Below are 23,090 nucleotides of genomic sequence, written 5' to 3'. Positions count from 1 at the left end.
CTTCCGCCCAGATGAAACCGGATATCAAGATCTGCGGCCTCAAGACGCCTGAAGCGGTGTTGCGCGCTGTCGAGCGCGGAGCCACCCATATCGGCTTCATTTTCTTCGAGAAAAGCCCGCGCAACATAGAGCCGGACGTGGCCGGAAGCCTTGCCGATCTGGTGCGCGGCCGGGTCAAGGTCGTCGCCGTTACGGTCGATGCAGACGACGAGACCCTGGAAGAAATCGTTGCGTTGCTGAAGCCGGATATCCTGCAGTTGCACGGCAGTGAAAGCCCGGAGCGTATCCTTCACCTCAAGGCACTGTTCGGCCTGCCGGTGATGAAGGTGTTTTCGGTTCGCGACGCCGACGACCTGAAAAAGGTCGATGCCTATGACGGCGTTGCCGACAGTTTCCTCTTCGACGCCAAGGCGCCGAAAGGCTCGGAATTGCCCGGCGGCAACGGCGTCAGCTTCGACTGGAGCCTGATGGACAGTCTTGACGATCACATCGATTACATGCTTTCCGGGGGCCTGAACAAGGATAACGTCGGAACGGCTGTTCTGATGACCGGGGCGAGGGGGATCGACGTATCCTCCGGTGTGGAATCCGAGCCGGGGGTCAAGGACCTCGCCTTGCTCGACCAGTTTTTTGATGCGGTGCCCGACAAGCCGATGAAAACGGCTGGCACAGGGAGAATGATGTGAACCAGACGCCTTTGCCCAATTCCTTCCGGTCCGGTCCCGACGAGGACGGACGTTTTGGCATCTATGGTGGGCGCTTCGTCGCCGAAACCCTGATGCCGCTCATCCTCGAACTCGAGGAACAGTGGAACCGGGCAAAGACCGATGCCGAATTCCAGGCAGAACTTGCCCATCTGGGCACGCATTACATCGGCCGTCCGAGCCCGCTCTATTTCGCCGAGCGTCTAACGGAAGAACTCGGTGGCGCGAAGATCTACTTCAAGCGCGACGAGCTCAATCACACCGGCAGCCACAAGATCAACAACTGCATCGGCCAGATCCTGCTTGCCAAGCGCATGGGCAAGACCCGGATCATCGCCGAAACCGGCGCCGGCCAGCATGGTGTTGCCTCCGCGACCGTCGCCGCCCGCTTCGGCCTTCCCTGCGTCGTCTACATGGGCGCCACCGACGTCGAGCGCCAGGCGCCGAACGTGTTCCGCATGAAGCTCTTGGGCGCCGAGGTGAAGCCGGTGACCTCCGGTCACGGCACGCTGAAGGATGCGATGAACGAGGCGCTGCGTGACTGGGTCACCAATGTCGATGACACCTATTATATCATCGGCACGGCCGCCGGCCCGCACCCGTATCCGGAAATGGTCCGCGAATTCCAGTCGGTCATCGGCAAAGAAGCCAAGGAACAGATGATGGCCGCCGAAGGCCGCCTGCCGGACATGCTGGTCGCTGCCGTCGGCGGCGGCTCGAACGCCATCGGGCTCTTCCATCCGTTCCTCGATGACGAGTCGGTCCGCATCGTTGGCGTGGAAGCCGGCGGCAAGGGCCTCGACGGCGAAGAGCATTGTGCTTCGCTGACCGCCGGCAGCCCCGGTGTTCTGCACGGCAACCGCACCTATCTGCTGCAGGACAGCGACGGCCAGATCAAGGAAGGCCATTCGATCTCGGCCGGCCTCGACTATCCGGGCATCGGTCCGGAGCATTCCTGGCTGAAGGACAGCGGCCGTGTCGAATATGTGCCGATCATGGATGACGAGGCGCTGGCCGCCTTCCAGCTTCTGACCCGCACGGAAGGCATCATTCCGGCGCTCGAGCCGAGCCATGCTCTGGCCGAGGTGGTCAAGCGCGCGCCGAAGATGGGCAAGGGCCAGATCATCCTGATGAACCTGTGCGGCCGCGGCGACAAGGACATCTTCACCGTTGGCAAGATTCTCGGAATGGGCCTCTGATCATGACTGCACGTATGGACAAACGCTTCGCTGATCTGAAGGCGGAAAACCGCCCGGCGCTCGTCACCTATTTCATGGCCGGCGACCCCGACTACGAAACCTCGCTCGGCATCATGAAGGCGCTGCCGGCAGCCGGCGCCGACGTCATCGAGCTCGGCATGCCGTTCTCCGACCCGATGGCCGACGGTCCCGCCATCCAGATGGCCGGCCAGCGCGCGCTCAAAGGCGGCCAGACGCTCGTCAAGACGTTGCAGATCGCCCGCGATTTCCGCAAGACGGACAATGACACCCCCATCGTCATGATGGGCTACTACAATCCGATCTACATCCACGGCGTCGACAAGTTCATCGACGAGGCCATCGAGGCCGGCATTGACGGCCTCATCGTCGTCGACCTGCCGCCGGAGATGGATGACGAGCTCTGCATCCCGGCCGTCGCCAAGGGCATCAACTTCATTCGCCTGACGACGCCGACCACCGATGACAAGCGTATGCCGAGGGTCCTGCAAAATTCCTCCGGTTTCGTGTATTTTGTCTCGATGAACGGCATTACCGGCTCGTCGCTGCCGGATCCGTCGCTGGTTTCCGGCGCGGTGAAGCGGATCAAGGGCCATACGGAACTGCCGGTCTGCGTCGGCTTTGGCGTCAAGACGGCCGAACATGCCAAGCTGATCGGCGCGTCTGCCGACGGCGTCGTGGTCGGCACGGCGATCGTCAACCAGATCGCGTCGAGCCTGACCAAGGACGGCAAGGCGACAGCGGACACGGTTCAGGCGGTGGCGACGCTGGTCAGCGGACTGGCATCTGGCGCGCGGTCGGCACGCCTTGTTGCCGCCGAATAGCGGGTGTAATCCGCACTTAAGTTTGAAATTTCAGGAGCAAGAGCTTTGAACTGGATCACCAACTACGTCAGGCCGCGGATCAATTCCATGCTCGGCCGCCGCGAAGTGCCGGAAAATCTCTGGATCAAATGTCCGGAAACCGGTGAAATGGTCTTTCACAAGGATCTTGAGGAAAATCTCTGGGTCATTCCGGCGTCCGGCTATCACATGAAGATGCCGGCCAAGGACCGTCTGCGGACGCTGTTCGACAACGGCCAGTACGAATCCCTGCCGCAGCCCAAGGTGGCGCAGGATCCGCTAAAGTTCCGCGATTCCAAGAAGTATTCCGACCGTCTTCGCGACAGCCGCGCCAAGACCGATGCGGAAGACACGATCAATGCCGGCGTCGGCAAGGTGAAGGGCCTGAAGCTCGTTGCCATCGTCCACGACTTCAACTTCATTGGCGGTTCGCTCGGCATCGCCGCCGGCGAGGCGATCATCAAGGCCTTCGAGCGGGCGATCGCCGAAAAATGCCCGGTCGTCATGTTCCCGGCTTCGGGTGGCGCGCGCATGCAGGAAGGCATCCTGTCGCTCATGCAGCTGCCGCGCACGACCGTTGCCGTCAACATGCTGAAGGAAGCGGGTCTGCCCTACATCGTGGTGCTGACCAACCCGACCACCGGCGGCGTCACCGCCTCCTATGCGATGCTCGGCGATATCCACCTGGCCGAACCGGGCGCGGAAATCGGCTTTGCCGGCAAGCGCGTGATCGAGCAGACGCTTCGGGAAAAGCTGCCGGAAGGCTTCCAGACCTCGGAATATCTGCTGGAGCACGGCATGGTCGACATGGTCGTCCGCCGGCACGATATTCCCGATACGCTGGCGCGGCTTTTGAAGATCCTGATGAAAAAGCCGGTGGATGGCGTGCGCGAGGAAATTGACCGTGCGCCCGCAAGCGCAGACCCTGCTCCCAAGGCAGAAGCCGCAGAATAATCACGCGTTTGCTTCTTTTGCCGCATCGTTGGATGAGATGTCATGGACCAATCCGTGCGGAGTGAAGCCGAGAACGAAATCAACAGGCTGATGGCGCTGCATCCGAAGGGATTCGATCTGTCCCTTGACCGGATCACGCGCCTGCTCGATCGGCTTGGCAATCCCCATTTGAAGATGCCACCGGTGATCCATGTCGCCGGCACCAACGGCAAGGGATCGGTCACCGCCTTCGCAAGGGCGTTGCTGGAGGTAGCGGGCCACAGCGTTCACGTCCACACGTCGCCGCACCTCGTCAACTGGCATGAACGCTATCGCATCGGTGTGAAGGGCGGCTCAGGCCGTCTGGTGGAGGATGCGGTCTTCGCCGACGCGATCCGCCGGGTCGGTGAGGCCAATCGCGGCGAAACGATCACGGTGTTCGAGATCCTGACCGCGGTGATGTTCGTCTTGTTTTCCGAAGCGCCGGCGGATGTCGCCGTCGTGGAAGTTGGCCTCGGTGGCCGTTTCGACGCGACCAACGTCATTCCCGAACCCGCCGTTTCCGTCATCATGCCGATCTCGCTGGACCATCAGGCCTATCTCGGCGATCGCGTCGAACTAATCGCCGCCGAAAAGGCCGGCATCATGAAGCGTCGCTGCCCGGTCGTCATCGGCCAGCAGCAACATGACGAGGCCCTCGATGTCCTGCTGTCGACCGCCGAACGGCTGCATTGCCCGACCGCCGCACACGGCCAGGACTATGTCGCCTATGAGGAATATGGCCGTTTGATCTACCAGGACGAATTCGGCCTCGTTGATCTGCCGTTGCCGCGCCTTCCGGGCCGTCATCAGTATGCCAATGCCGCCGCCGCCATAAGAGCCGTGAAAGCGGCAGGCTTTACGCTGTCGGATACCGTCATAGAGCAGGCGATGCAGTCGGTCAGCTGGGCCGGGCGCCTGCAGCACCTGACCAGCGGCGCGCTGTTCGACAAGGCCCCGGCGGGGTCGGAAATCTGGGTCGATGGCGGTCACAATCCGGGTGCGGGCGAAGTCATCGCCGAAGCCTTGGCGAATTTCGAGGAACGCCAGCCGCGGCCGCTGTTCCTGATCGCCGGCATGATCAACACCAAGGATCCGGTCGGCTATTTCCGCGCCTTCGAGGATCTGGCCGAACATGTGTTCACCGTGCCGATCTTCGGCACCGACGCCCGCATCGATCCGGTGGTGCTTGCCGATGCCGCTGGCGAAGCCGGCCTCCTCTCGAGCCCCACTTCGTCGGTCTCCGAGGCTCTGGAGATGATGAAGCAGCATTTGCGGCCCGATGCGCCACCGCCGCGGATCCTGATCGGCGGTTCGCTGTACCTCGTCGGCGATGTGCTCGCCGAAAACGGCACCCCGCCGACCTGAACTCATGAAAAAATCGACAAAGAAAAAGCCCGGCGAAAACCGGGCTTTTCTCATGCCTGCAAATGAGGTCGCCTTATGCGGCGCTGGAAATCCAGCTCGTCAGGGCGGTCTTCGGGGCGGCACCAACCTTGATGTCGGCCACTTCGCCACCCTTGAACATGGCAAGCGTCGGAATAGAGCGCACGCCGAACTGGGCGGCCAATTCCGGGTTTTCGTCGATGTTGAGCTTGGCGACCTTCACCTTGCCGGCGAATTCGACCGACAGCTCTTCAAGGCTCGGAGCGATCATCTTGCACGGGCCGCACCATTCTGCCCAGAAATCCACGATCACGGGCTCTGCCGACTGCAGGACTTCGGCTTCGAAATTGGCGCTGTCAACTTTCACGGTAGCCATGTGGCTCTCCTTATCAAAGGGAATATGTTGGTACACATGTGACCCTGTGGGCCCGAAATTTCAATCCCCGATCTTTCACTTTGTCTTGAGCTCCGCAAGGGCGGAGGCGAGCTTCTCGCTCGGGATCACGTGGATAACTGCCTCTTCCGTGTAGACGAGTGCGCATTCGAAGCGCTTGCCCGGGTAGAGCGGCGCCAGGATCTCGCGATAGATGGCGAGCTGGGCGACATAGGCGGGCGAGACAGTGTCGATCGATTCGGGCACCGTGCGATTGGTCTTGTAGTCGATGATGATCACCGTATCGCCGTCGACGGCAAGGCGGTCGATGCGCCCGGAAACCGAATAGTCCCGGCCATTCAGCGAAAGCGTGCCCATGATCGAGACTTCCACCTGGGCCGATGCGGTGAACGCCGCGGCAATGCCGGGATGATCGATCACGGCGAGAATTTTCTCGACCGTTCTCTGGCGGTCCTCGTCGTCCCAGTGTCCGGCGGCGCGCTCGAGATAACGGATAGCCGCAGGCCGTCGTTCCGATGGCTCCAGGCCGGGCAGCACCTGCATCAGCCGATGCTGGATGCGGCCCTTTTCCAGCGCGTGGCTTTCCGCAGGCCTGTTGCCGAAGAGCGGTGACAACACGGGGGCGTCGCCCGTCTCGGCGTCGATGACCGAGCCTGCTCCTGAAGGACTGAGCGGCCGGGGAAGTGCCTTTGTCGGCGGCAAGGGTCGGGAAAGCGCCACCGGAAGATCGCGGGTGCGTTCCGCCTTCTGCTGTTCGTCCGCCCTGTCGAAGGTCCGCTTCGGCGCGGCCGCGCGCCAGGAGCAGCCGTTCCATGTGGCGCCATCCGGACCGATGAATTCCGTTTCCCGGCATCGGCTATCATCCGCTGCAAGTGCATTCGAGATCATCTCGTGCCAGATGCCGGGGTTCTGGCGGATGCCGCGATAGCCGCAGACGATCAGCCGGTCGGCCGCCCGGGTCATGCCGACATAGAGCAGCCGCCGGTATTCCTCCTCGGCGGCCGCCTTCGCCCGCTCGCCGTCTTCCTCGGTCAGCGAATTGCCGACGTCCTTCGTCACCGCCCACACCGGCACGGGTGCGGCGCTGTCCGGCGTGTCGATCATCCGGAACTTGGAGAGATGGCTGTGGCTGAAGGCTGCCGAACCGCCATCGACCAGGAAGACGATCGGGGCTTCCAGGCCCTTCGAGGCGTGCACGGTCATGATCCGCACTTCGTCGCGGCCCTTGTCCTGCTCGCGCTTGACCTCCGGTGCTTCGAGCTCGAGCGTCGAGAGAAACGCCTGCAGTCCGGGAAGGCCGTTCTGCTCCTGATCGAGCGCGAAGGTCAGGAATTCGTCCAGAATGTCGCTGACTTCGCTGCCGAGCCGGGCGAGGAACTTTCGCCGTCCGCCATGGGCGGCGAGCACCTGCGCATAGAAATCATGCACCGACAGCCGGTTCGCGGCCGCGATCTGGGTCAGGAGGCTGTCTCGAACGGCTTCCAGCCGGGTGTCACCACTTGCCGCGCGCCGCTTCAATTCGCTCCAGGCGCTCTGGTTCTCCGCCCGCAGGCCGCAGATGTCGAAGACGTCCGCCTCGCCGAGATTGAAGAGGGGGCTCTTCAACAGGGCGGCAAGCGACAGGTCGTCCTCGGGCAGCAGCGCAAATTGCCCGAGCGCCATCAGATCCTGGATGGCAATGTGGCTGGTCAGCCGCAGCCGGTCGGCGCCGGCGACGGGAATGTTGTAGGGGGATTTCAGAAGCCGCGTCAGGGCATTGACGAAACCGTCGCGCTTGCGCACCAGGATGAGGATGTCTCCCGGCCTTACACTGCGCTCCTTGCCATCCTCGATGATCGTGCCGTCGGAAACCAGTTGCCCGATATGGTGCGCGATGCGGCGGGCCAGAATGGCGGGCGGCGCGTTCTCGGGCGTCGAATCGAACGGCGCGGTCCAGTCGTCTGCCGTCAGGGCTGCCTCTGTGCCGATCATCTCCCACAGGTCGACGGCGCCGGGATGGCCGGTGCGGTTGGACCGGTGGATGATGTCGTCGCCGTCGGCGGCAAGGCCGCGAGCATTCTCGGCAAGCGAAAATACCTGGTCGACCGCCGACAGCACGTCCTCCGTCGAGCGGAAGGACAGCGGAAGGCGGATGCCGGAAAAGACCCCGCCGCTCGCCGTTACGCGCTTCTGGGTGAAGCTCCGCTCGGCGGCAAACCGCTCCGGTCTTGCGCCCTGGAAGGAATAGATCGACTGCTTTTCGTCGCCGACCGCAAAGAGCGTTCTCGTGCCCGGCCGGGACGTATCGCCGGAAAAGAAATCGTCGCTGAGCGAGCGGATGACCTGCCACTGGATCGGGCTGGTGTCCTGCGCCTCGTCGACAAGGATATGGTCGATGCCCTGATCGAGCTTGTAGTGGATCCAGGCGCTGATCTGGCTCTTGGTCAGAAGTGCCGCCGCCCGGTTGATCAGATCCTCGAAATCGAGAAGGCTGCGTTCCTTCTTCAGGTCCTCGTAGTCGCCGAGCAGCCGGGTCGCCAGGATGAGCGCCGCGCGTGTCGCCTGGAAAAGCCGGAAACGCTTCAGCCGGTCGCGGCAGTCGACCAGATGGCCGATGGCCTCTGTGATTGCAGTTTCGAGATGTGGTGCAGCGGCCAGCATCTTCTTGGTGGCGAGCGTGCTCAGCGCCTTGGGATCGCCGTCCTTTTTCAGGAGGGCCGCTTCTAACATGTCTATGCGTTCGGCCGGATCGGCGGTTTTGGCGGCGCTGGCCAGCAGATCGGCGATCTCGCCGGCTTTCGATCCGCCGACTTCGCGGGCGATGTCGATGTAAAGGCTGAGGTTCGCGTCCGAAAGGCCGGCCAGCGGCCAGAAACCGGCAAGAAGACCGGCTTCGGTCTCGTCATGACCGATGCCAAATGCCTGACGCAGGGCCGCCTCGGGCTTCGCTCCGGCGACGCCCAGGAAATTGGCGATGGCGATCCGGTTGGCGACGATTTCGCCGAGCAGCGTGTCGAGACCGAATTCGTCGCCGACCGAGAGAACATAGGCGAATGCTTCGGCGAGCGCGGCGTCCTCTTCAGACGAAGCCGCCGTCAGCATCGCGCGCCGCGCATCGGCGAGCAGCACGCTCGCGGCCCGGTCGTCGAGGACGGAGAAATGGCCGGCGACGTTGGCTTCCAGCGGAAACTGGTGCAGCAGTGCCTCGCAGAAGGCATGGATCGTCTGGATCTTCAGCCCGCCGGGCGTTTCCAGCGCGCGGGCGAAGAGCTGGCGGGCGAGCGCCAGCTTGATCCGGTCCGGCCGCGCGCCTTCGATCTTCTCTATCCGGGATGCCAGCTCCTCGTCGTTCAGCGTTGCCCAGGCGCCCAGCCTATCGAAAACGCGGTTCGACATTTCCGATGCCGCCGCCTTCGTATAGGTCAGGCACAGGATGGAGGAGGGGCGTGCACCCGCCAGCAGCAGGCGGATCACCCTTTGGGTCAGGACATGTGTCTTGCCGGAACCGGCATTGGCCGAAACCCAGGCGGAACGGCCCGGATCGGCCGCGGCCGACTGTTGTGTCGTAGTCCAGTCGAGCCAGCCGGCCGGCGTATCGGGATGATCGGGCAGATGCTCACTCATCGCCATCCTCCACTTGGCCGTCAGCGGTGGACCACTCCGCCACGCGGGCAAGATGGTCGTACTCCCCGCCATAGTCGTTCTGGCTGAAGGGTAGCAGCCGCGAGACGAAACCGCGCTCGCCGGATCGCAGCACCGAGACGAAATTGCCGAGCTGGTGCAGGGCCTCGTCGGCCAGCTGTTCGGCCGATTTCGCCTTGGCCGGATCGCGGGCGCTGAGCTCGTTGTTGACCTGCTGCACATCGAAGCGATCGCCGGGGCGCAGCCGCACATAGATCAGGTTTTCGGCCGTCAGCGGCTCCACATCCTTGAAGGCACCGGCTCGGAGTGCCGCAGCCTCCAGCGCCAGCTGCGGATCGAGCAGCGCCCGCGCCTGCGACGGGCTTGGATTGGAGCCGGTCTTGTAGTCGATGATGTCGGCGTGACCCGGTCCCTTGATATCGATCCGGTCGGCAATGCCGGTAATGGTGATGCCGACCGGCGCATATTGCATCGCCGCTCCGACCTCGGTGACGGTTCGGCCGATCTCTGTCTGCCGCGTAGCTTCCCATTTCAGGAAGGCGTTTGCGACCGCGCGAAACCGCGGCCGCCAGACCGCATCGATGTGCGCCGGCAGTTCCTCTTGGTCGAAGTGCTCGGAAATCAGCCTTTCCATCACGCGTTCCGCTTCGGCCGTTCCGGCTTTCGCCCCCGATTTGGTGAAGGCGTCGATGATCGCATGGTAGAGCGTGCCGCGCTCGGCCGCACCTGGATCGGCGTTGAAGGGATCGACGGGATCGAGCTTCAGGATGCGGCGGGCGTAGATGGAATAGGGATCGCGCCGGAGCCGCGAGACCTCGGAGAAGGAATAACGCACCGGCTGCAGGTCGGCGGGCGGCTTCGGCTCCGGCCGGGCTGCGAGCGTCTGCTTCTCGCCGGTGTCGATTGCGCCGGCCCAGTCGCGAAACCGGTCGCCGCGTTCGCGCATGTCCTTGATGATCTCTGGTCCGAGAAGCGCCTTCAGGCGCTGCAGCCACCGCGATGGCACGGTCGGCGCCGAGCCTTGGCGGGCCGATCGGGAATAGATGAGCTTGCGGGTGCCGTTCGCCATCTCGAAGTCGTGGGCGTGCTGGCCCAGCCGCCGTTCGGGCGGCTCCAGGCCCATGCCAGTCTTCATGGTGCGCGAGAGAAACGGATTATTGGCGCTTTCCGCCGGCCAGGACCCTTCGTTCAGACCTCCCAGCACGAGCGTGTCGACGCTCTGCAGGCGCGCTTCCAGCGTGCCGAAGATGAAGACGCGCGGATGGCTCATCGCCTGCGGCTTGACCGACGAACCGGCCGTCAGCGCATCCGCGATGTCGATCCATTGCGGCCCGCTGGCCTCCAGCTGGCCTTGTGCCTCCATCACCTCGCCGAGCAGGCCGGCAAGCGCCTGTCCCGCTTCACCGGTCCAGAGGGCGGCGAGATCGCCGGCCTCGTCGCGGCAGAGATTTTCGAGCACCGAGCCGGTCCGCTCCGCCCAGGCGGATAGGGTGAAACGATCGCTGAGCCCGCGCTCCCGGCCGCGCCGCAGAAAGGCGCTTGCCAGCGGCTCGACCGCTTCGGCGAGCTTTTCCGCGACAATGGCCGCATCCTCGATCGCCTGCCTTGAAATGGAACGGCGCCATTGCGGTCGGTGCCGGTCGGCCTTCTGTTCCTCCAGCCGCCGGGCAAACAGCGGACCGAGCAGGGCGATATCGCATTCTCCAAGACCGCCCCGCAGCGCGATGGCCTCCAGCGCCCTGACGGCCAGCGCCAGCCGCGCGGATGGCATCTGCAGCCGGAGCAGCGGATGTTTGAGCAGGGAGGCGATCGCCACCGGATCGCCGGGCCGAAGCGTCGTTTCGAGGACGAGACGCAGCAATGTCCCCTGCTGGGTCTGCGACAGCGGCGTGCCGGCCGAATCGTCCGCCGTGATGCCGAAGCGGGCAAGCTCCGAGACGACGCGGCGGGCAAGCGTGCGGTCCGGTGTGATCAGTGCCGCCTGGCTTTCGCCATGGACGCCGGGTTCCTCCAGCGCCAGCCTCAGGGCAATGGCGATCGCGGTTGCCTCCTCGCGCTCGTTCTGCGCCTCGATCAGACTGACATCGGCAAATGCAGCCGCAGCCTCGCCGGGACCTTTGTCCGCCTGCCAGCTCGCCCAGCGGTCGGTCGCCGATGCCGGCGTCATCGCCTGCGAGATCAGTCTCTGGCGAAGCGCAAGCGGCTCCTCGGAACCCGCAAGTGCGATGACTTCCGAACGGGCCGTTCCGAGCCGCGAGAGAAGCAGGGCGAGACCATATTGCGGATGCCCGCGCAGTGTCGGGTCCTGGAAGCGCGGATCATCCGCGGCCGGCGTAAGGCCCTGCCAGATGTCCTCGTCCATGGAGGTATCGAGGCCCGGCAGAACGACGGCGCCCTCCGGCAATCTGGCCACCGTGGCGATCAGCTCGGCCGTCGCGGGCAGCGAGCCCGTCGAACCGGCAACGATCACCGGTCCCTCATGTCTTGCGCGCGCCAGCCGCTCGGCCTCGCCCCGGAGGATCGCGTTGCGGTGCCGGGCAGGGGACGACAGACTGAGCTCCTGCAGGCGCGCGGGCCAGAAGGCGGAAGCAATCTTCAGGAACTCGAGCGTCAACTGCCACCAGTGGGCATAGTCCTCGGCATTCAGCTTTTTCAGGTCGTCCCAGTCTCGTTCTTCCGTCTCGACCGAATCGATCAGTTCGGCGAGATCGCGGGCAAGCCAGATGGCGTCCGCCGGACTTGCCGGAGCGACCAGCGGCGAATCGGAATGGATGTCGCGGATGACTTCCGGCAACCAGTTGCGCCAGGAGAGGATGAGCCGGGCGAGTTCCAGAAGCCGGGCGGTGCCGGGGATTGGCGGATCGAGGTCCAGCCGGTCCGGAACGGTTTCGTCAAAGAAGCCGGTGTCGTCGTCCGTTTCGCCGAGCGGACGGATGACCGGGAGAATGGCGGACTTGCCGCCAAGCAGGTCGACGAATTCGGAGCGCAGCACGCGCGCGGCGCGGCGCGTCGGCAGAAAGATGGTGACGCGCGACGGGGCGAGTGGATCGGCGGGATCGTAGCGGAAGCTTTCGACCAGTGAGCCGTCGCACAAGGCTCGGGCGAGGGTTCGGAGAAACGGCAGACCGGGCGGAATCGTAAGTATGCGCTGACGATGTCGTTCGGCCATGTTTTCAGTTTCCGCCGGCGATGCGCCGGATTGCGTCCTCCGCCTCCGAAATGGCTTCGGGTGTCCCGACCGTCAGCCAGTGGCCATCGAGAATGAGACCGTAGAGCCGGCCCTTGGCGATGGCCCTGTCGAAATAGATGTTCAGGTTGAAGGCGTCTTCCGGGGCATCATCCAGCAGCGAGGGCCGCATGGCAATAGCGCCGGCATAGACGACGGGCGTCTCGCCGCCCTCGCGGTGACGCGTCAGGCGTCCGTCGGCGGCAAGGTCGAAATCATTCTTGCCGTTGTGGCCGGTCGTGTCCTCGATCTTCACGCAGAGAAGCGCCATGTCCATGCGCTCCGGGTCGAAGAAATCGGCCAACCGGTCGAGATTGCGGTCCTCCATTCCGGGCGGAACGACCCAGAATAGGTCGGCATTCATGACGAAGACGGAAGCGGCCTTGTCGAGGCGCTGCAGGCCCTTCTTCAATCCGCCGCCGGAATTCATCAGTTGCTCGCGCTCGTCCGAAATGACGATCTCGACATCCGTGCGGCCGCGGAGATGATCTTCCATCTGGTCTGCATGGTGATGAACGTTGACGACGGCCTTTTCGACACCGGCAGCGACCAGCCTGTCCAGCACATAGTCGATCATCGGCGTGCCGGCGATCTTTACCAGCGGCTTCGGGATCGTCTCGGTGATCGGCCGCATGCGCGTGCCGAGCCCGGCGGCGAGCACCATGGCATTGCGGATCGGTGCCGCGCTCATGGCTCAAGCTCCATTCCGGCGTCGAGGCACCATGTCTTCAGCCGCTGGAGCGCCGGATGCCTGAAGACGGAGTTGAGGTAGGACAGCGTGCGCGGCATGTGCTTCATGTAATAGGGCTTGCCGTCGCGCTGTAGGAGGCGCACCCAGATACCCGCGAGCTTGCAATTGCGTTGCGCCGCCATGATCGCAAAGGCAGTCCGGAAGTTGTCTTCGTCGAAGGAGGACGATGTCCGCAGTGACAGATAATGTCGAAGCAGTCGTTCGCTCAGCGCCGGGTCCATGTCGACGCGGGCGTCCTGGACCAGCGAGGCGACATCATAGGCCGTCGGGCCGATCATGGCGTCCTGGAAGTCGATGATGCCGACGCGATCCGTGCCGGTGCGGTCGGCGAGCCAGATGAGGTTCGGCGAGTGATAATCGCGCAGCAGCAGGTGTGTCTCCGCCCCGTGGAGAATGTCGATCAGCTCGTCCCAGATCGCGAAATACTCGTCACGACGGGCCGGCTCGACCGGGTGACCGCTCTTCCATGGCAGATGCCAGTCGGGAAGCAGGCTGACCTCGATCTTCATGGCGGTCGGATCGAACTCCGGTACATGGTAGAGGGCGTCATCGACCGGAATATCGCGTGGAACAGCCTGATCATGCAGGCGCGCAAGGCAGGCGGCGCTTTCCATGTAGCGCTCTTCGATCGGTCTGCCCGCCTCGTCGAGAACGCCGTCGCGTCCCAGGTCCTCCATGATCAGGATGCCGTCGTCTCTGTCCGCGGCGCGGATTGCCGGTGTCGAGAACCCTCTTTCATGCAGCGCATTGCCGATGGCGATGAAGGGCAGGGCGTTGGTGGCGAGATGCGCGACCTCGGCATAGGGCTTGCCGTCGAGAACCGGCGCGCCCAGCGGAGGCTTCGGCCAGTCCATCAGCACCTGCGGCTCGCCGCTTTCCGGATGAATGATCTCGTAGGCCCGAAAGATAGAGGCGTCGCCACTCAGGAAGCGTCTTCGCGCGCTGCCGTAACCGTGCCGGCTGAGAAAATCGCGGATCTTCATGACGCGCCGAATCCGGCTCATTGTCTTCTCGGAACCGGTGATGCTGACGGCGCGGCCGCTTCCCTCGTGTGACAGCGTCAGGTGAATCGCCGTCTCCGGCAGATTGCCGCCCGCCATCTCCGGCCATTCGACAAGGGCGATGCCGTCTTCGAGTACCTCTTCCAGGCCGAGTTCGAAGAGTTCGTCAGGATCGCCGATCCGGTACAGGTCGAAATGAGCGATCGGAATCCGGGTTCGATAGTTCTGGACCAGCGTGAAGGTGGGGCTTGGCACCTCGAGCACCGGATCGTCCGCCATGGCACGGATCATGGCGCGGGACAGCGTCGATTTACCGCTGCCGAGATCGCCGTGCAGTGCCAGACAGTCGCCGGCCTTCAGCGCCAGCGCCAGATCCTCGCCAAACAGGATCGTCCGGCTTTCGTCGGCGAGGTGAAGGGTGAAGGGGGCCTCACTCGGCTGCAAGTGTTTCTTCCGAACGTTTTCCGGAGGGGATGCGGCAGGTCACCGTCGTTCCCTTGCCGTCCGGGCAGTCGATGGAGACCGAGCCGTGGTGCAGGTTGACGAAGCTCTCGACGATCGAGAGGCCAAGACCGGCGCCGCTGCGCTTGCCCGTACGGGCGCTCGTCTGGAAGCGGTTGAACACCGCCTTGATCATCTCCTGCGGGATGCCGGGCCCGCTGTCCTTGACGGTGAAGACAAGGTCGCCGTTGTCGCGCCAGCAATGCAGGGCGATGTCCGAACCGTCGGGCGCGAAGTTGGCGGCATTCGCCAGCAGCTTCAGCATGATCTGCTTCAGCCGCTGCCGATCGGCGACAAGCGTGCCGATGCCGGGTTCGGCGCTGACGGACAGCGTCACGCCGCTCTCCTGCAGCCGCTCGGCGATATGCTCCGACACCTCGTCCAGAAGCTCGCGGACATCGATATCGGCCATATGCAGTTCCATGATGCCGGCGTCGACGGTCGCAAGGTCGAGAATGTCGTTGACGATGGTCAGGAGCAGCGACGAGGAGGTCGAGATATGGTCGATGTAGCTTGCCTGCCGCTCGTTGAGACCGCCGATTTCCGGCGTCTTCAGGAGATCCGTGAAGCCCATGATGTTGGTCAGCGGCGTCCTGAGTTCGTAGGACACGTGCTGGACAAAATCGTTCTTCAGCTGGTCGGCCTTGCGCAGGGCCTCGTTCTTTTCGGTGAGCGCCCGCTCGGCCCGCACGCTGTCGGTGACGTTGACGAAGGTCAGCATCGTCTGGGCGTTCGGCAGCGGAATGACGGCGTAGTCGAGAACCAGTCCGGAATGCAGTTCCAGCGTTCCCTGCAGCGATGACCGCTCGTCCTCGAAGCTGGTGATCATGTGCGCGAAGCGGCGCCAGCCGTCGGCACCGTCATAGGACTGCGCGCAGGCATCCTCGATGGCGCGGATATGGGTGCCGGGCGCGGCCTGCGCCTCGGTGATGGCCCAGAGGGCGCGGAAGGCCGGGTTCGAAAGGCGGATCTTGCCGTCCGGACCGAACACCGCGACGCCTTCGGCCAGATGGTCGATCGTTTCACCCTGAACCCGAACCAGCGTGTTGTAGCGTGTCTCCAGATCGACCTGTTCGGTGAGGTTCTCGAACACCCAGGTGGCGCCGCCTTGCGGGTGCGTGGTGGCAATGACGCGCAGCGTCTGGCCGCTTGGCAGGTACCAGAGATGCGATTGCGTATCGAGCGACTGGTAAACCGACAGTGCCGCTTCCTTCCAGGCCTTCCAGCCGAGCTGCTCCGGCAGCTTGTCGGCGGCGCGCAGGCGTTCCAGAAGGTCGCCATGGTCGGGCTTGGATTCGAGGAATGCGATATCGAGGCCCCAGAGCTGCACGAAGGCCTGATTGTAGAATTGCAGACGACGGTTGCCGTCGAAGATCGCGACCGGTGTCGCCAGCTGGTCCAGCGTTTCGGAATGGGCCTTCAGCGTGCGCTTCAGCTCCTCGCGCGCCGCTTCCTCGCCGGAAACGTCTGCAGCGATGCCGGCGGTACCGCCCTGCACCTTGACGTCGACGACGTCGAAGAAGGTCCGGTTGCCGTTGACGACGGTGGAGACGCGGCCATGGAAGGGCGAGTCGATGGTCGTGCTGGCGCGGATCTTTTCGCGCGTCACGGTGCTCAGCACTTCGCGGTTTTCGTCGATCGCCTGCTTGGGCGAAGAGGCGTCGACGGCTTCGGCATAGGCGTGGTTGACCCAGACGAGGCGGCCGTCACTGTCGCGCTGCCAGGCCGGGAAATCGACCGAATCGAGCAGGCTCTGGAATGTCGAGATCGAGGAGACGAGGCGCTCGCGCTCGACGGAGAGTTCGGCAAGCTCGGCGCGCAGGTTGTTGAGGGCCACGAACCGGACGAAAGCCCGGCCGCCGGACACGCGCCCTTGCGTTTCCAGAACCTCGCCGCGCTGCGTTTCGACGACGAGATCGAAGCTGCGAGCCTTGTCGCGCAGGGCTTCCAGTGCGCGCTCGAATTGCAGCGCCGCGTCCGGTTTCATCCATCGTCCGAAGGCCAGGAACTCCCGTTCCTGTTCCGGGGCTCCGGTCTTTGCCGGCAATTGCCCGAGAACTTCCGGCCGCTCGCCGGGACCGTCCCAGATGACGATGCGGCGGTTCTTGTCGGCAATCAGAGCCTCGAAGCGCGCCAGCCGCTGCTTGGCATCGGAGAGCGCCGAGCGGATGTCCCGGTTCTCGGTCTCCATGTTGCCCTTCTGCCGGACGAACCAAAGGGTGGAGAGCATGGCCGCGGAAATCGCGCCGATGACGAGAGAGAAGACGACGACTTCGGGAGAGGAGAAACGCGCGGCATGGCCGGTCGCCTCTGTCGCGCCCTGCGCGAAGGCATAGCCGCCCGTGGCAAAAAGCGCCGTGCCGGAAAGCAGGGCTTTCCTGAAGAAACGAGCCTTGTGCTGTTTTGCCGGCTGCAACCGCCCTGCGTCCCCGGCGGGTGTGCTGCCGCTGTCGTCAGGCCGCTTGTCCTGGCCTGATAAGATTACGTCCATTCCCGGTCCGTCTCCGTCCTTCGCGCCGCCTGTCGACAAGACATCCCCTCGCCACACCATTTCCCTGTGCCGAAATGGGGCGAATCATTACGAATTCACAATACTGCCTCTCAGAATCGTCGGGAAGCCGAAGGTCAAAAAAAGAAGCCGCGGCCGGAATTCCGGCCGCGGCAACTAAATGTAGCGTATTCTGATGTGGTAATCAGTATCTGTAGTGATCGGACTTGAACGGACCGGCAGTCGTGACGCCGATATAGCTCGCCTGCTCGTCGGAAAGTTCCGTCAGCCTGACGCCGAGCTTGTCGAGATGGAGGCGTGCAACCTTTTCATCGAGGTGCTTCGGCAGCACGTAGACCTGATTTTCGTAATTGTCGCCCTTGGCGAAAAGTTCGATCTGGCCCAGCACCTGGTTGGTGAACGAGGCCGACATCACGAAGGACGGGTGGCCGGTGGCGTTGCCGAGGTTCAGCAGGCGGCCTTCAGACAGCAGGATCATGCGATTGCCGGCAGGGAACTCGATCATGTCGACCTGAGGCTTGATGTTGGTCCACTTCAGGTTCCGGAGGCTCGCGACCTGGATTTCGTTGTCGAAGTGGCCGATGTTGCCGACGATCGCCATGTCCTTCATCGCGCGCATATGGTCGACGCGGATGACGTCCTTGTTGCCGGTGGTGGTGATGAAGATGTCGGCGCTGGAGACGACGTCTTCCAGCTGGACCACTTCATAGCCGTCCATGGCGGCCTGCAGGGCGCAGATTGGATCGATTTCCGTGACCTTGACGCGGGCGCCGGCGCCGCGAAGCGAGGCTGCCGAGCCCTTGCCGACGTCGCCGTAACCGCAGACGACGGCGACCTTGCCGGCCATCATCACGTCGGTGGCGCGGCGGATGCCGTCGACCAGCGATTCCTTGCAACCGTACTTGTTGTCGAACTTCGACTTGGTGACGCTGTCATTGACGTTGATTGCCGGGAAGGGCAGCAGGCCCTTCTTCGACAGCTGATACAGGCGGTTGACGCCCGTGGTGGTTTCTTCCGTCACGCCGCGGATTGCGTCGCGCTGCTTGGTGAACCAGCCCGGCGAAGCCTGCATGCGCTTCTTGATCTGGGCGAAGAGCACTTCCTCTTCTTCCGAATGCGGGTTCGACAGCACGTCTTCGCCGGCTTCGGCACGGGCGCCGAGCAGGATGTACATGGTGGCGTCGCCGCCATCGTCGAGGATCATGTTGGACAGGCCGCCATCGGTCCACTGGAAGATCTTGTCGGTGTAAGTCCAGTATTCCTCGAGGGTTTCGCCCTTGACGGCGAAGACCGGAACGCCGCTTGCGGCGATCGCGGCTGCGGCATGGTCCTGGGTCGAGAAGATGTTGCATGAGGCCCAGCGCACTTCGGCGCCGAGAGCGACCAGCGTCTCGATGAGGACGGCGGTCTGGATGGTCATGTGCAGCGAACCGGAGATCCGTGCGCCCTTCAGCGGCTTGGAAGCGCCGAATTCTTCACGGCAGGCCATCAGGCCGGGCATTTCGGTTTCTGCGATGTCGAGTTCCTTGCGGCCGTAATCGGCAAGTGCGATGTCCGCGACGATATAGTCTTTTTCCGTGCTCATCTAAGTCTCCTGGTCCTGAGGCGGCACGACCGCATATGCGGCCGCAAAAGGCCGGCTCTCCAACTCATGCATCAATACGAATTTGTTCCGCATGCGGTTTACCGCACTTCGGGCATGATGGCAATAACGATATAAAGAAGTCTTTATATGGTCGGTTAAGACGTCACATCTCTTCGCCGAATCGGTTGCCGACCAGCGCTTCCAGCGCCTGCATGGCCTCGTCCGCCTGATGGCCGTCGGCGGTGACGACGACGCAACAGCCGGGGCTCGCCGCCAGCATCATCAGCCCCATGATCGAGGTGCCTCCGACCGTCATGCCGTCCTTCGAGACGGTGATGGCCGCATCGAAGGATTCGACGGTCTGGACGAATTTTGCCGAGGCCCGCGCGTGCAGACCGCGCTTGTTGATGATCTGCAGTTCCTTGGTGATCGCAGCCATGGATGTTGCGCCAGTTCCCGACTATTTGCCGCTCAAGACGCGGCTGGCCACGTTGATGTATTTCCGGCCCGCGTCCGAGGCTTCCGCCAGGGCCTTTTCCATGTCGTTTTCGCCGCGAACGCCGGCGAGCTTGATCAGCATCGGCAGGTTCACGCCGGCGATCACCTCCACGCGGCCGCTGTCCATGACGGAGATCGCCAGGTTCGACGGCGTGCCCCCGAACATGTCGGTGAGGATGATCACGCCGTTGCCTTCATTGGCCTGATGGACTGCATCCAGGATATCCTGCCGCCTCTGGTCCATGTCGTCTTCCGGACCGATCGAGACTGTCTCGATGAGATTCTGTGGACCCACGACATGCTCGACCGCATGTCGAAATTCTTCTGCCAGCTTGCCATGTGTGACAAGCACAAGTCCGATCATCTACAACTGCTCCTGTGGCACTCTGCATCCGTCGCGGACCTTGAAAGGCCCGTTTTTCGCCGGTGGGTGCTCATCTTGTCGATCAAAAGCCGAAGTGCAAGACAAAAAAACAAAATCGGCATCCGTCTGCAGTTGTTTCACGCCGTCCTGCTACAAATCGCCGACAAGAGCTTGTATCCGCGCCAGCGGGTTGCCGGGTTGCAAGGGAATACGCAGAAGCGGCAGTGATACGCCGTCGTGCACCATCATCCGCTCGTCGTCCTCCGGCAGCCGTTCGCAGCTATCGGCATCGACCGGCATGATCACGAAGCGCAGGACGGCCGCGTCGATCGTGTCGACGGAAACGATGCCGCTGCCGCGCAATTCCATCTTCCCGGCAATGCTTGCCGGCGCGCGTGCCACGAGCCTGTCGGCATGGCGGCGGACGAGAACCTGATCGTCCGCGACGAGCGCGGTATAGAGGCCGAGACTGCGGCCTTCGGCGAGGCAGGCAAAGGCCGTTGACGACTTGCCGGAACCGGAAGGGCCGACAAAAAGCAGGCCGGTGCGGCCGGCGACGATTGCCGTTGCGTGGAGATTGGTCTCAGCGCCGGTCATTCTTTTCGCCGGTCGGCATCGTCAGGATGAAGCGGGCGCCGATGATCCTGCCGCTCTTCTCTTCGGTAACGTTCTCGGCTCTGAGAGAGCCGCCATGCGCCTCGGCGATCTGCCGGCTGATGGACAGGCCGAGACCGGAATTCTGCCCGAAACCTTCGCTTTCCGGCCGGTCGGTGTAGAACCGCTCGAAGATCCGGTCGATGTTCTCGGCCTGGATCCCCGGTCCGTTGTCCTGCACCTGGATCACGCAGTCCGCCTTGCGGCGCATCAGCTTGACTGCGATGTGGCCTTCCGCCTCCGGCACGAACGAGCGGGCGTTTTCAATGAGGTTGGTGACGATCTGGCCGATTCGAAGATCATGGCCCTGGATGGTGAAGGCGTCCTTGCCCGTTGCCTGCCGTCTGTCGACTTCGAATGTCAGGCGAACCGCCTTCTTCGAGGCGCGAATCTGCCGCGAAACCTCGACGAGGTCGCCGAGCAGCTGTTCGAGGTTGACGTCCTGCGCATCCGTGCGCGCCAGTTCTGCGTCCAGCCGCGAGGCGTCGGAAATATCGCTGATCAGCCGGTCGAGACGGCGCACGTCGTGCTGGATGATTTCCAGCAGCCGTTCTTTGGATTGTTCGTTGCGGGCGAGCGGCAGCGTCTCGACGGCGCTTCGAAGCGAGGTGAGCGGGTTCTTGAGCTCGTGGCTCACATCCGCGGCAAAGCTTTCGATCGCGTCGATCCGGTCGTAGAGCGCCGACGTCATTTCCCGGAGCGCGATCGAGAGGTTGCCGATTTCGTCCTGGCGATAGGAGAAATCGGGGATTTCCTCGCGCTCCTTGGCGCCGCCCCGGCGCACGCGGATGGCCGCCGCCGAAAGCCGGCGCAGCGGATTGGCAATCGTCGAGGAGAGCAGCAGCGACAGCACCATGGTGACCAGCGTCGTCACGCCGAAGACGCGCAGAATGGCCATGCGCTCGGCCTGGACGATCTTGTCAATGTCGCCGGCCTGGGTGGAGAGCAGCAGCACGCCGAGAACGGCCCGGAAACGCTGGATCGGTACGGCCACCGAAACGATGAGCTCGCCCTTTTCGGTGACGCGCACCACGGTGCCGCGAACGCCGGTCAGCGCGTTCATCACTTCCGGATAGATCGACCCGTCACCGCCGGGCGTTTCCTTGTAGAGCGGCAGGTTGCTCGGCTGCAGCAGCCGGTTCACCCAGTTATAAAGCATCTCCCACCAGTCGACCTGTTCGGCCTCGATCGGCGGCAGGTCGAAGCGCAGCACCTGGCCGCGGGAATAGAGGTGGCGCGAATCGAGGATCAGGCTGGCGTCGGCATCGAAGATTCGGGCGCGGGTCCGCGTTGGCGAAATCAGGCGACGGAGGACCGGCGCGACCCGTTCGGGGTCGATCGGGAACTGTAGGTCCTCGTCGTTCGGCACCGGGGTGATGCTTTCGCCAGCCTGCAGCTCAAGCAGCTTCTTCGGATCGACGGTGATCGAATTGGTATCGACCGAGGCCGAGGCCGATACGGCAGCGGCGATGATTTCGCCCTGCGTCAGCAGGCTTTCCACGCGGGCATCGATCAGCCCCTCGCGGAACTGGTTGAGGTACATGATGCCGCCGACGAGAACGCCGAGCGCGACGAGGTTGAAGAACAGGATGCGGCGCGTAAGGCTGGAGAAGACCGCATTGCCGAAGATCCGGCGGGTGAGCACGAACGGGCGCGACCAGAGGCGGCCGCCGCCCTTGCCGGGACGGCCGTCTCTTTCGAACTCATCGCCGTCCGGCGCTGCTGCGGTTGTCAATTCCTCAGGCCGCTCCTGCGGCCTTTCGTCCGTGTTGTTGGCACCGGACATTACTTCCGACATCAAAGAACCCCTGTCACCGCTGCTGCGGCATGGTCGGGCTTACGCGGCTTCGCGGAACCGGTAGCCGACACCGTAAAGAGTTTCAATCATATCAAACTCGGTATCGACCATCTTGAATTTCTTTCGCAGCCGCTTGATGTGGCTGTCGATGGTGCGGTCGTCGACATAGACCTGTTCGTCATAGGCGGCGTCCATCAGCGCGTCGCGGCTCTTGACGACGCCGGGGCGCTGGGCCAGCGAATGCAGGATGAGGAACTCGGTGACGGTCAGCGTCACGGCCTCTCCCTTCCAGGTGCAGGTATGGCGTTCCTGGTCCATGACCAGCTGGCCGCGCTCGAGCGACCTGGCGAGTTCCGTCTGGCCGGGTTTTGCCGTTGCCGCGGCAGCGCCGGCCTCGCGGCTTGCCGTACGCCGCAGGATCGCCTTGACGCGCTCGACCAGCAGACGCTGCGAGAAGGGCTTGGTGATGAAATCGTCGGCGCCCATCTTCAGGCCGAAGAGTTCGTCGATTTCCTCGTCCTTGGAAGTGAGAAAGATGACGGGCAGGTCAGACTTCTGCCGCAGCCGCCGCAAGAGCTCCATGCCGTCCATGCGCGGCATCTTGATATCGAAGATCGCCAGCTGCGGCGGGCGCGCCAGGAGGCCGTCGAGCGCAGATGCACCGTCGGTATAGGTTTCGACGCGATAGCCTTCAGCCTCGAGCGCGATGGAGACCGAGGTCAGGATATTGCGGTCGTCGTCCACGAGCGCGATCGTCTGCATGCCAATTTTCTCCGCCATATGGGTCATTCCTCCGGCTGTTTCGACTTACGACGGAGGGTATGTGGGGATAAAGGTGGAACAAATTGTGGCAAACGGGAAGGGGAGGCAACGATCGAGGTGTGGAATAAATGTTTTAACACCCACAAAGCGCGCCTCATTTAACCGATTTAAATGGAATGGAAAATTTTTAAATCGATTAATATATTGATTATGTTAGCTTTTTTGAGTCAACCGGGTTGCCAGCTGCGAGAACACAGACTATTTGTCCGGAAAATTTTAATTCCGTAACTCGCAGCAAAGGAATG

Annotated in this window: 17 protein-coding genes; 5 read left to right on the top strand and 12 right to left on the bottom strand. The window is 63.2% G+C overall.

The genetic code is table 11. The features are described from left to right. The first annotated feature begins 11 nt into the window (after nt 1–11). Genes NN662_RS00200 through NN662_RS00180 form a run of 5 tightly spaced genes read left to right on the top strand, consistent with a single transcriptional unit; the run spans nt 12 to nt 5,103 of the window. The gene (locus NN662_RS00200) at nt 12–686 is read left to right on the top strand and encodes a phosphoribosylanthranilate isomerase (RefSeq protein WP_261928306.1); all 675 of its coding nucleotides are present in this window, start codon (nt 12–14) and stop codon (nt 684–686) included. Further along, entirely contained in the window at nt 683–1,903 is a 1,221-nt protein-coding gene (gene trpB / locus NN662_RS00195) for a tryptophan synthase subunit beta (RefSeq protein WP_261928305.1), read from the top strand. The genes NN662_RS00200 and trpB overlap by 4 nt, the downstream gene beginning before the upstream one ends. A gap of 2 nt (nt 1,904–1,905) precedes the next feature. After that, nucleotides 1,906–2,745 carry a tryptophan synthase subunit alpha gene (gene trpA / locus NN662_RS00190; protein WP_261928304.1) on the top strand — a complete coding sequence of 280 codons (840 nt, stop codon included), beginning with the start codon at nt 1,906–1,908 and terminating at the stop codon, nt 2,743–2,745. Nucleotides 2,746–2,790: 45 nt separating this feature from the next. Next, on the top strand, nt 2,791–3,717 hold the full coding sequence (gene accD, locus NN662_RS00185) for an acetyl-CoA carboxylase, carboxyltransferase subunit beta (RefSeq protein WP_261928303.1): 927 nt from the start codon (nt 2,791–2,793) through the stop codon (nt 3,715–3,717). 42 nt (nt 3,718–3,759) lie between these two features. Then, the gene (locus tag NN662_RS00180; RefSeq protein ID WP_261928302.1) at nt 3,760–5,103 is read left to right on the top strand and encodes a bifunctional folylpolyglutamate synthase/dihydrofolate synthase; all 1,344 of its coding nucleotides are present in this window, start codon (nt 3,760–3,762) and stop codon (nt 5,101–5,103) included. A gap of 73 nt (nt 5,104–5,176) precedes the next feature. Here the strand turns inward: NN662_RS00180 and trxA are convergent, their stop codons facing one another. The 12 genes from trxA to NN662_RS00120 all read right to left on the bottom strand — a co-directional run bounded on the left by trxA (nt 5,177) and on the right by NN662_RS00120 (nt 22,785). Continuing rightward, nucleotides 5,177–5,497 carry a thioredoxin gene (gene trxA, locus NN662_RS00175; RefSeq protein ID WP_261928301.1) on the bottom strand — a complete coding sequence of 107 codons (321 nt, stop codon included), beginning with the start codon at nt 5,495–5,497 and terminating at the stop codon, nt 5,177–5,179. A gap of 75 nt (nt 5,498–5,572) precedes the next feature. Beyond that, nucleotides 5,573–9,118 carry a double-strand break repair helicase AddA gene (gene addA, locus NN662_RS00170; protein ID WP_261928300.1) on the bottom strand — a complete coding sequence of 1,182 codons (3,546 nt, stop codon included), beginning with the start codon at nt 9,116–9,118 and terminating at the stop codon, nt 5,573–5,575. Next, the gene (gene addB / locus NN662_RS00165) at nt 9,111–12,305 is read right to left on the bottom strand and encodes a double-strand break repair protein AddB (protein WP_261928299.1); all 3,195 of its coding nucleotides are present in this window, start codon (nt 12,303–12,305) and stop codon (nt 9,111–9,113) included. The genes addA and addB overlap by 8 nt, the downstream gene beginning before the upstream one ends. Nucleotides 12,306–12,309: 4 nt before the next feature. Beyond that, a complete protein-coding gene (locus NN662_RS00160; protein WP_261928298.1) occupies nt 12,310–13,053 on the bottom strand; it encodes a nucleotidyltransferase family protein in 744 nt (247 codons plus the stop codon). Beyond that, the gene (tsaE, locus tag NN662_RS00155) at nt 13,050–14,558 is read right to left on the bottom strand and encodes a tRNA (adenosine(37)-N6)-threonylcarbamoyltransferase complex ATPase subunit type 1 TsaE (protein ID WP_261928297.1); all 1,509 of its coding nucleotides are present in this window, start codon (nt 14,556–14,558) and stop codon (nt 13,050–13,052) included. Before tsaE ends, NN662_RS00160 begins: the two co-directional genes overlap by 4 nt. Beyond that, nucleotides 14,545–17,166 carry an ATP-binding protein gene (locus NN662_RS00150; RefSeq protein ID WP_410010889.1) on the bottom strand — a complete coding sequence of 874 codons (2,622 nt, stop codon included), beginning with the start codon at nt 17,164–17,166 and terminating at the stop codon, nt 14,545–14,547. Before NN662_RS00150 ends, tsaE begins: the two co-directional genes overlap by 14 nt. A gap of 142 nt (nt 17,167–17,308) precedes the next feature. Continuing rightward, nucleotides 17,309–18,709 (bottom strand): adenosylhomocysteinase, encoded by a 1,401-nt coding sequence (ahcY, locus tag NN662_RS00145; protein ID WP_261928295.1) that lies wholly within the window; start codon nt 18,707–18,709, stop codon nt 17,309–17,311. Nucleotides 18,710–18,872: 163 nt separating this feature from the next. Beyond that, the gene (locus NN662_RS00140) at nt 18,873–19,148 is read right to left on the bottom strand and encodes an HPr family phosphocarrier protein (RefSeq protein WP_261928294.1); all 276 of its coding nucleotides are present in this window, start codon (nt 19,146–19,148) and stop codon (nt 18,873–18,875) included. Nucleotides 19,149–19,169: 21 nt separating this feature from the next. Next, the gene (locus NN662_RS00135; protein ID WP_261928293.1) at nt 19,170–19,571 is read right to left on the bottom strand and encodes a PTS sugar transporter subunit IIA; all 402 of its coding nucleotides are present in this window, start codon (nt 19,569–19,571) and stop codon (nt 19,170–19,172) included. A 150-nt stretch (nt 19,572–19,721) separates the two neighbouring features. Beyond that, entirely contained in the window at nt 19,722–20,168 is a 447-nt protein-coding gene (locus NN662_RS00130; RefSeq protein WP_261928292.1) for an HPr kinase/phosphorylase, read from the bottom strand. After that, complete coding sequence (locus tag NN662_RS00125; protein WP_261928291.1) at nt 20,155–22,023, bottom strand: sensor histidine kinase; 1,869 nt, start codon at nt 22,021–22,023, stop codon at nt 20,155–20,157. The genes NN662_RS00130 and NN662_RS00125 overlap by 14 nt, the downstream gene beginning before the upstream one ends. A gap of 39 nt (nt 22,024–22,062) precedes the next feature. Continuing rightward, nucleotides 22,063–22,785 carry a response regulator transcription factor gene (locus tag NN662_RS00120; RefSeq protein WP_261931819.1) on the bottom strand — a complete coding sequence of 241 codons (723 nt, stop codon included), beginning with the start codon at nt 22,783–22,785 and terminating at the stop codon, nt 22,063–22,065. Nucleotides 22,786–23,090 lie beyond the last annotated feature (305 nt).

Source organism: Rhizobium sp. NRK18, assembly GCF_024385575.1.
Classification (GTDB): Bacteria; Pseudomonadota; Alphaproteobacteria; order Rhizobiales; family Rhizobiaceae; genus JANFMV01.
This window is presented reverse-complemented; position numbering and strand designations above follow the sequence as displayed.

Excerpts from the sequence above, each read along its gene's own strand:
- NN662_RS00135 (WP_261928293.1), bottom strand. The coding sequence starts at position 19,571 with ATGATCGGACTTGTGCTTGTCACACATGGCAAGCTGGCAGAAGAATTT.
- NN662_RS00120 (WP_261931819.1), bottom strand. The coding sequence starts at position 22,785 with ATGCAGACGATCGCGCTCGTGGACGACGACCGCAATATCCTGACCTCG.
- ahcY (WP_261928295.1), bottom strand. The coding sequence starts at position 18,709 with ATGAGCACGGAAAAAGACTATATCGTCGCGGACATCGCACTTGCCGAT.
- trxA (WP_261928301.1), bottom strand. The coding sequence starts at position 5,497 with ATGGCTACCGTGAAAGTTGACAGCGCCAATTTCGAAGCCGAAGTCCTG.
- trpA (WP_261928304.1), top strand. The coding sequence starts at position 1,906 with ATGACTGCACGTATGGACAAACGCTTCGCTGATCTGAAGGCGGAAAAC.
- NN662_RS00140 (WP_261928294.1), bottom strand. The coding sequence starts at position 19,148 with ATGGCTGCGATCACCAAGGAACTGCAGATCATCAACAAGCGCGGTCTG.
- NN662_RS00200 (WP_261928306.1), top strand. The coding sequence starts at position 12 with ATGAAACCGGATATCAAGATCTGCGGCCTCAAGACGCCTGAAGCGGTG.
- addB (WP_261928299.1), bottom strand. The coding sequence starts at position 12,305 with ATGGCCGAACGACATCGTCAGCGCATACTTACGATTCCGCCCGGTCTG.
- NN662_RS00180 (WP_261928302.1), top strand. The coding sequence starts at position 3,760 with ATGGACCAATCCGTGCGGAGTGAAGCCGAGAACGAAATCAACAGGCTG.
- NN662_RS00125 (WP_261928291.1), bottom strand. The coding sequence starts at position 22,023 with ATGTCGGAAGTAATGTCCGGTGCCAACAACACGGACGAAAGGCCGCAG.
- NN662_RS00160 (WP_261928298.1), bottom strand. The coding sequence starts at position 13,053 with ATGAGCGCGGCACCGATCCGCAATGCCATGGTGCTCGCCGCCGGGCTC.
- addA (WP_261928300.1), bottom strand. The coding sequence starts at position 9,118 with ATGAGTGAGCATCTGCCCGATCATCCCGATACGCCGGCCGGCTGGCTC.
- NN662_RS00130 (WP_261928292.1), bottom strand. The coding sequence starts at position 20,168 with ATGACCGGCGCTGAGACCAATCTCCACGCAACGGCAATCGTCGCCGGC.
- NN662_RS00150 (WP_410010889.1), bottom strand. The coding sequence starts at position 17,166 with ATGGTGTGGCGAGGGGATGTCTTGTCGACAGGCGGCGCGAAGGACGGA.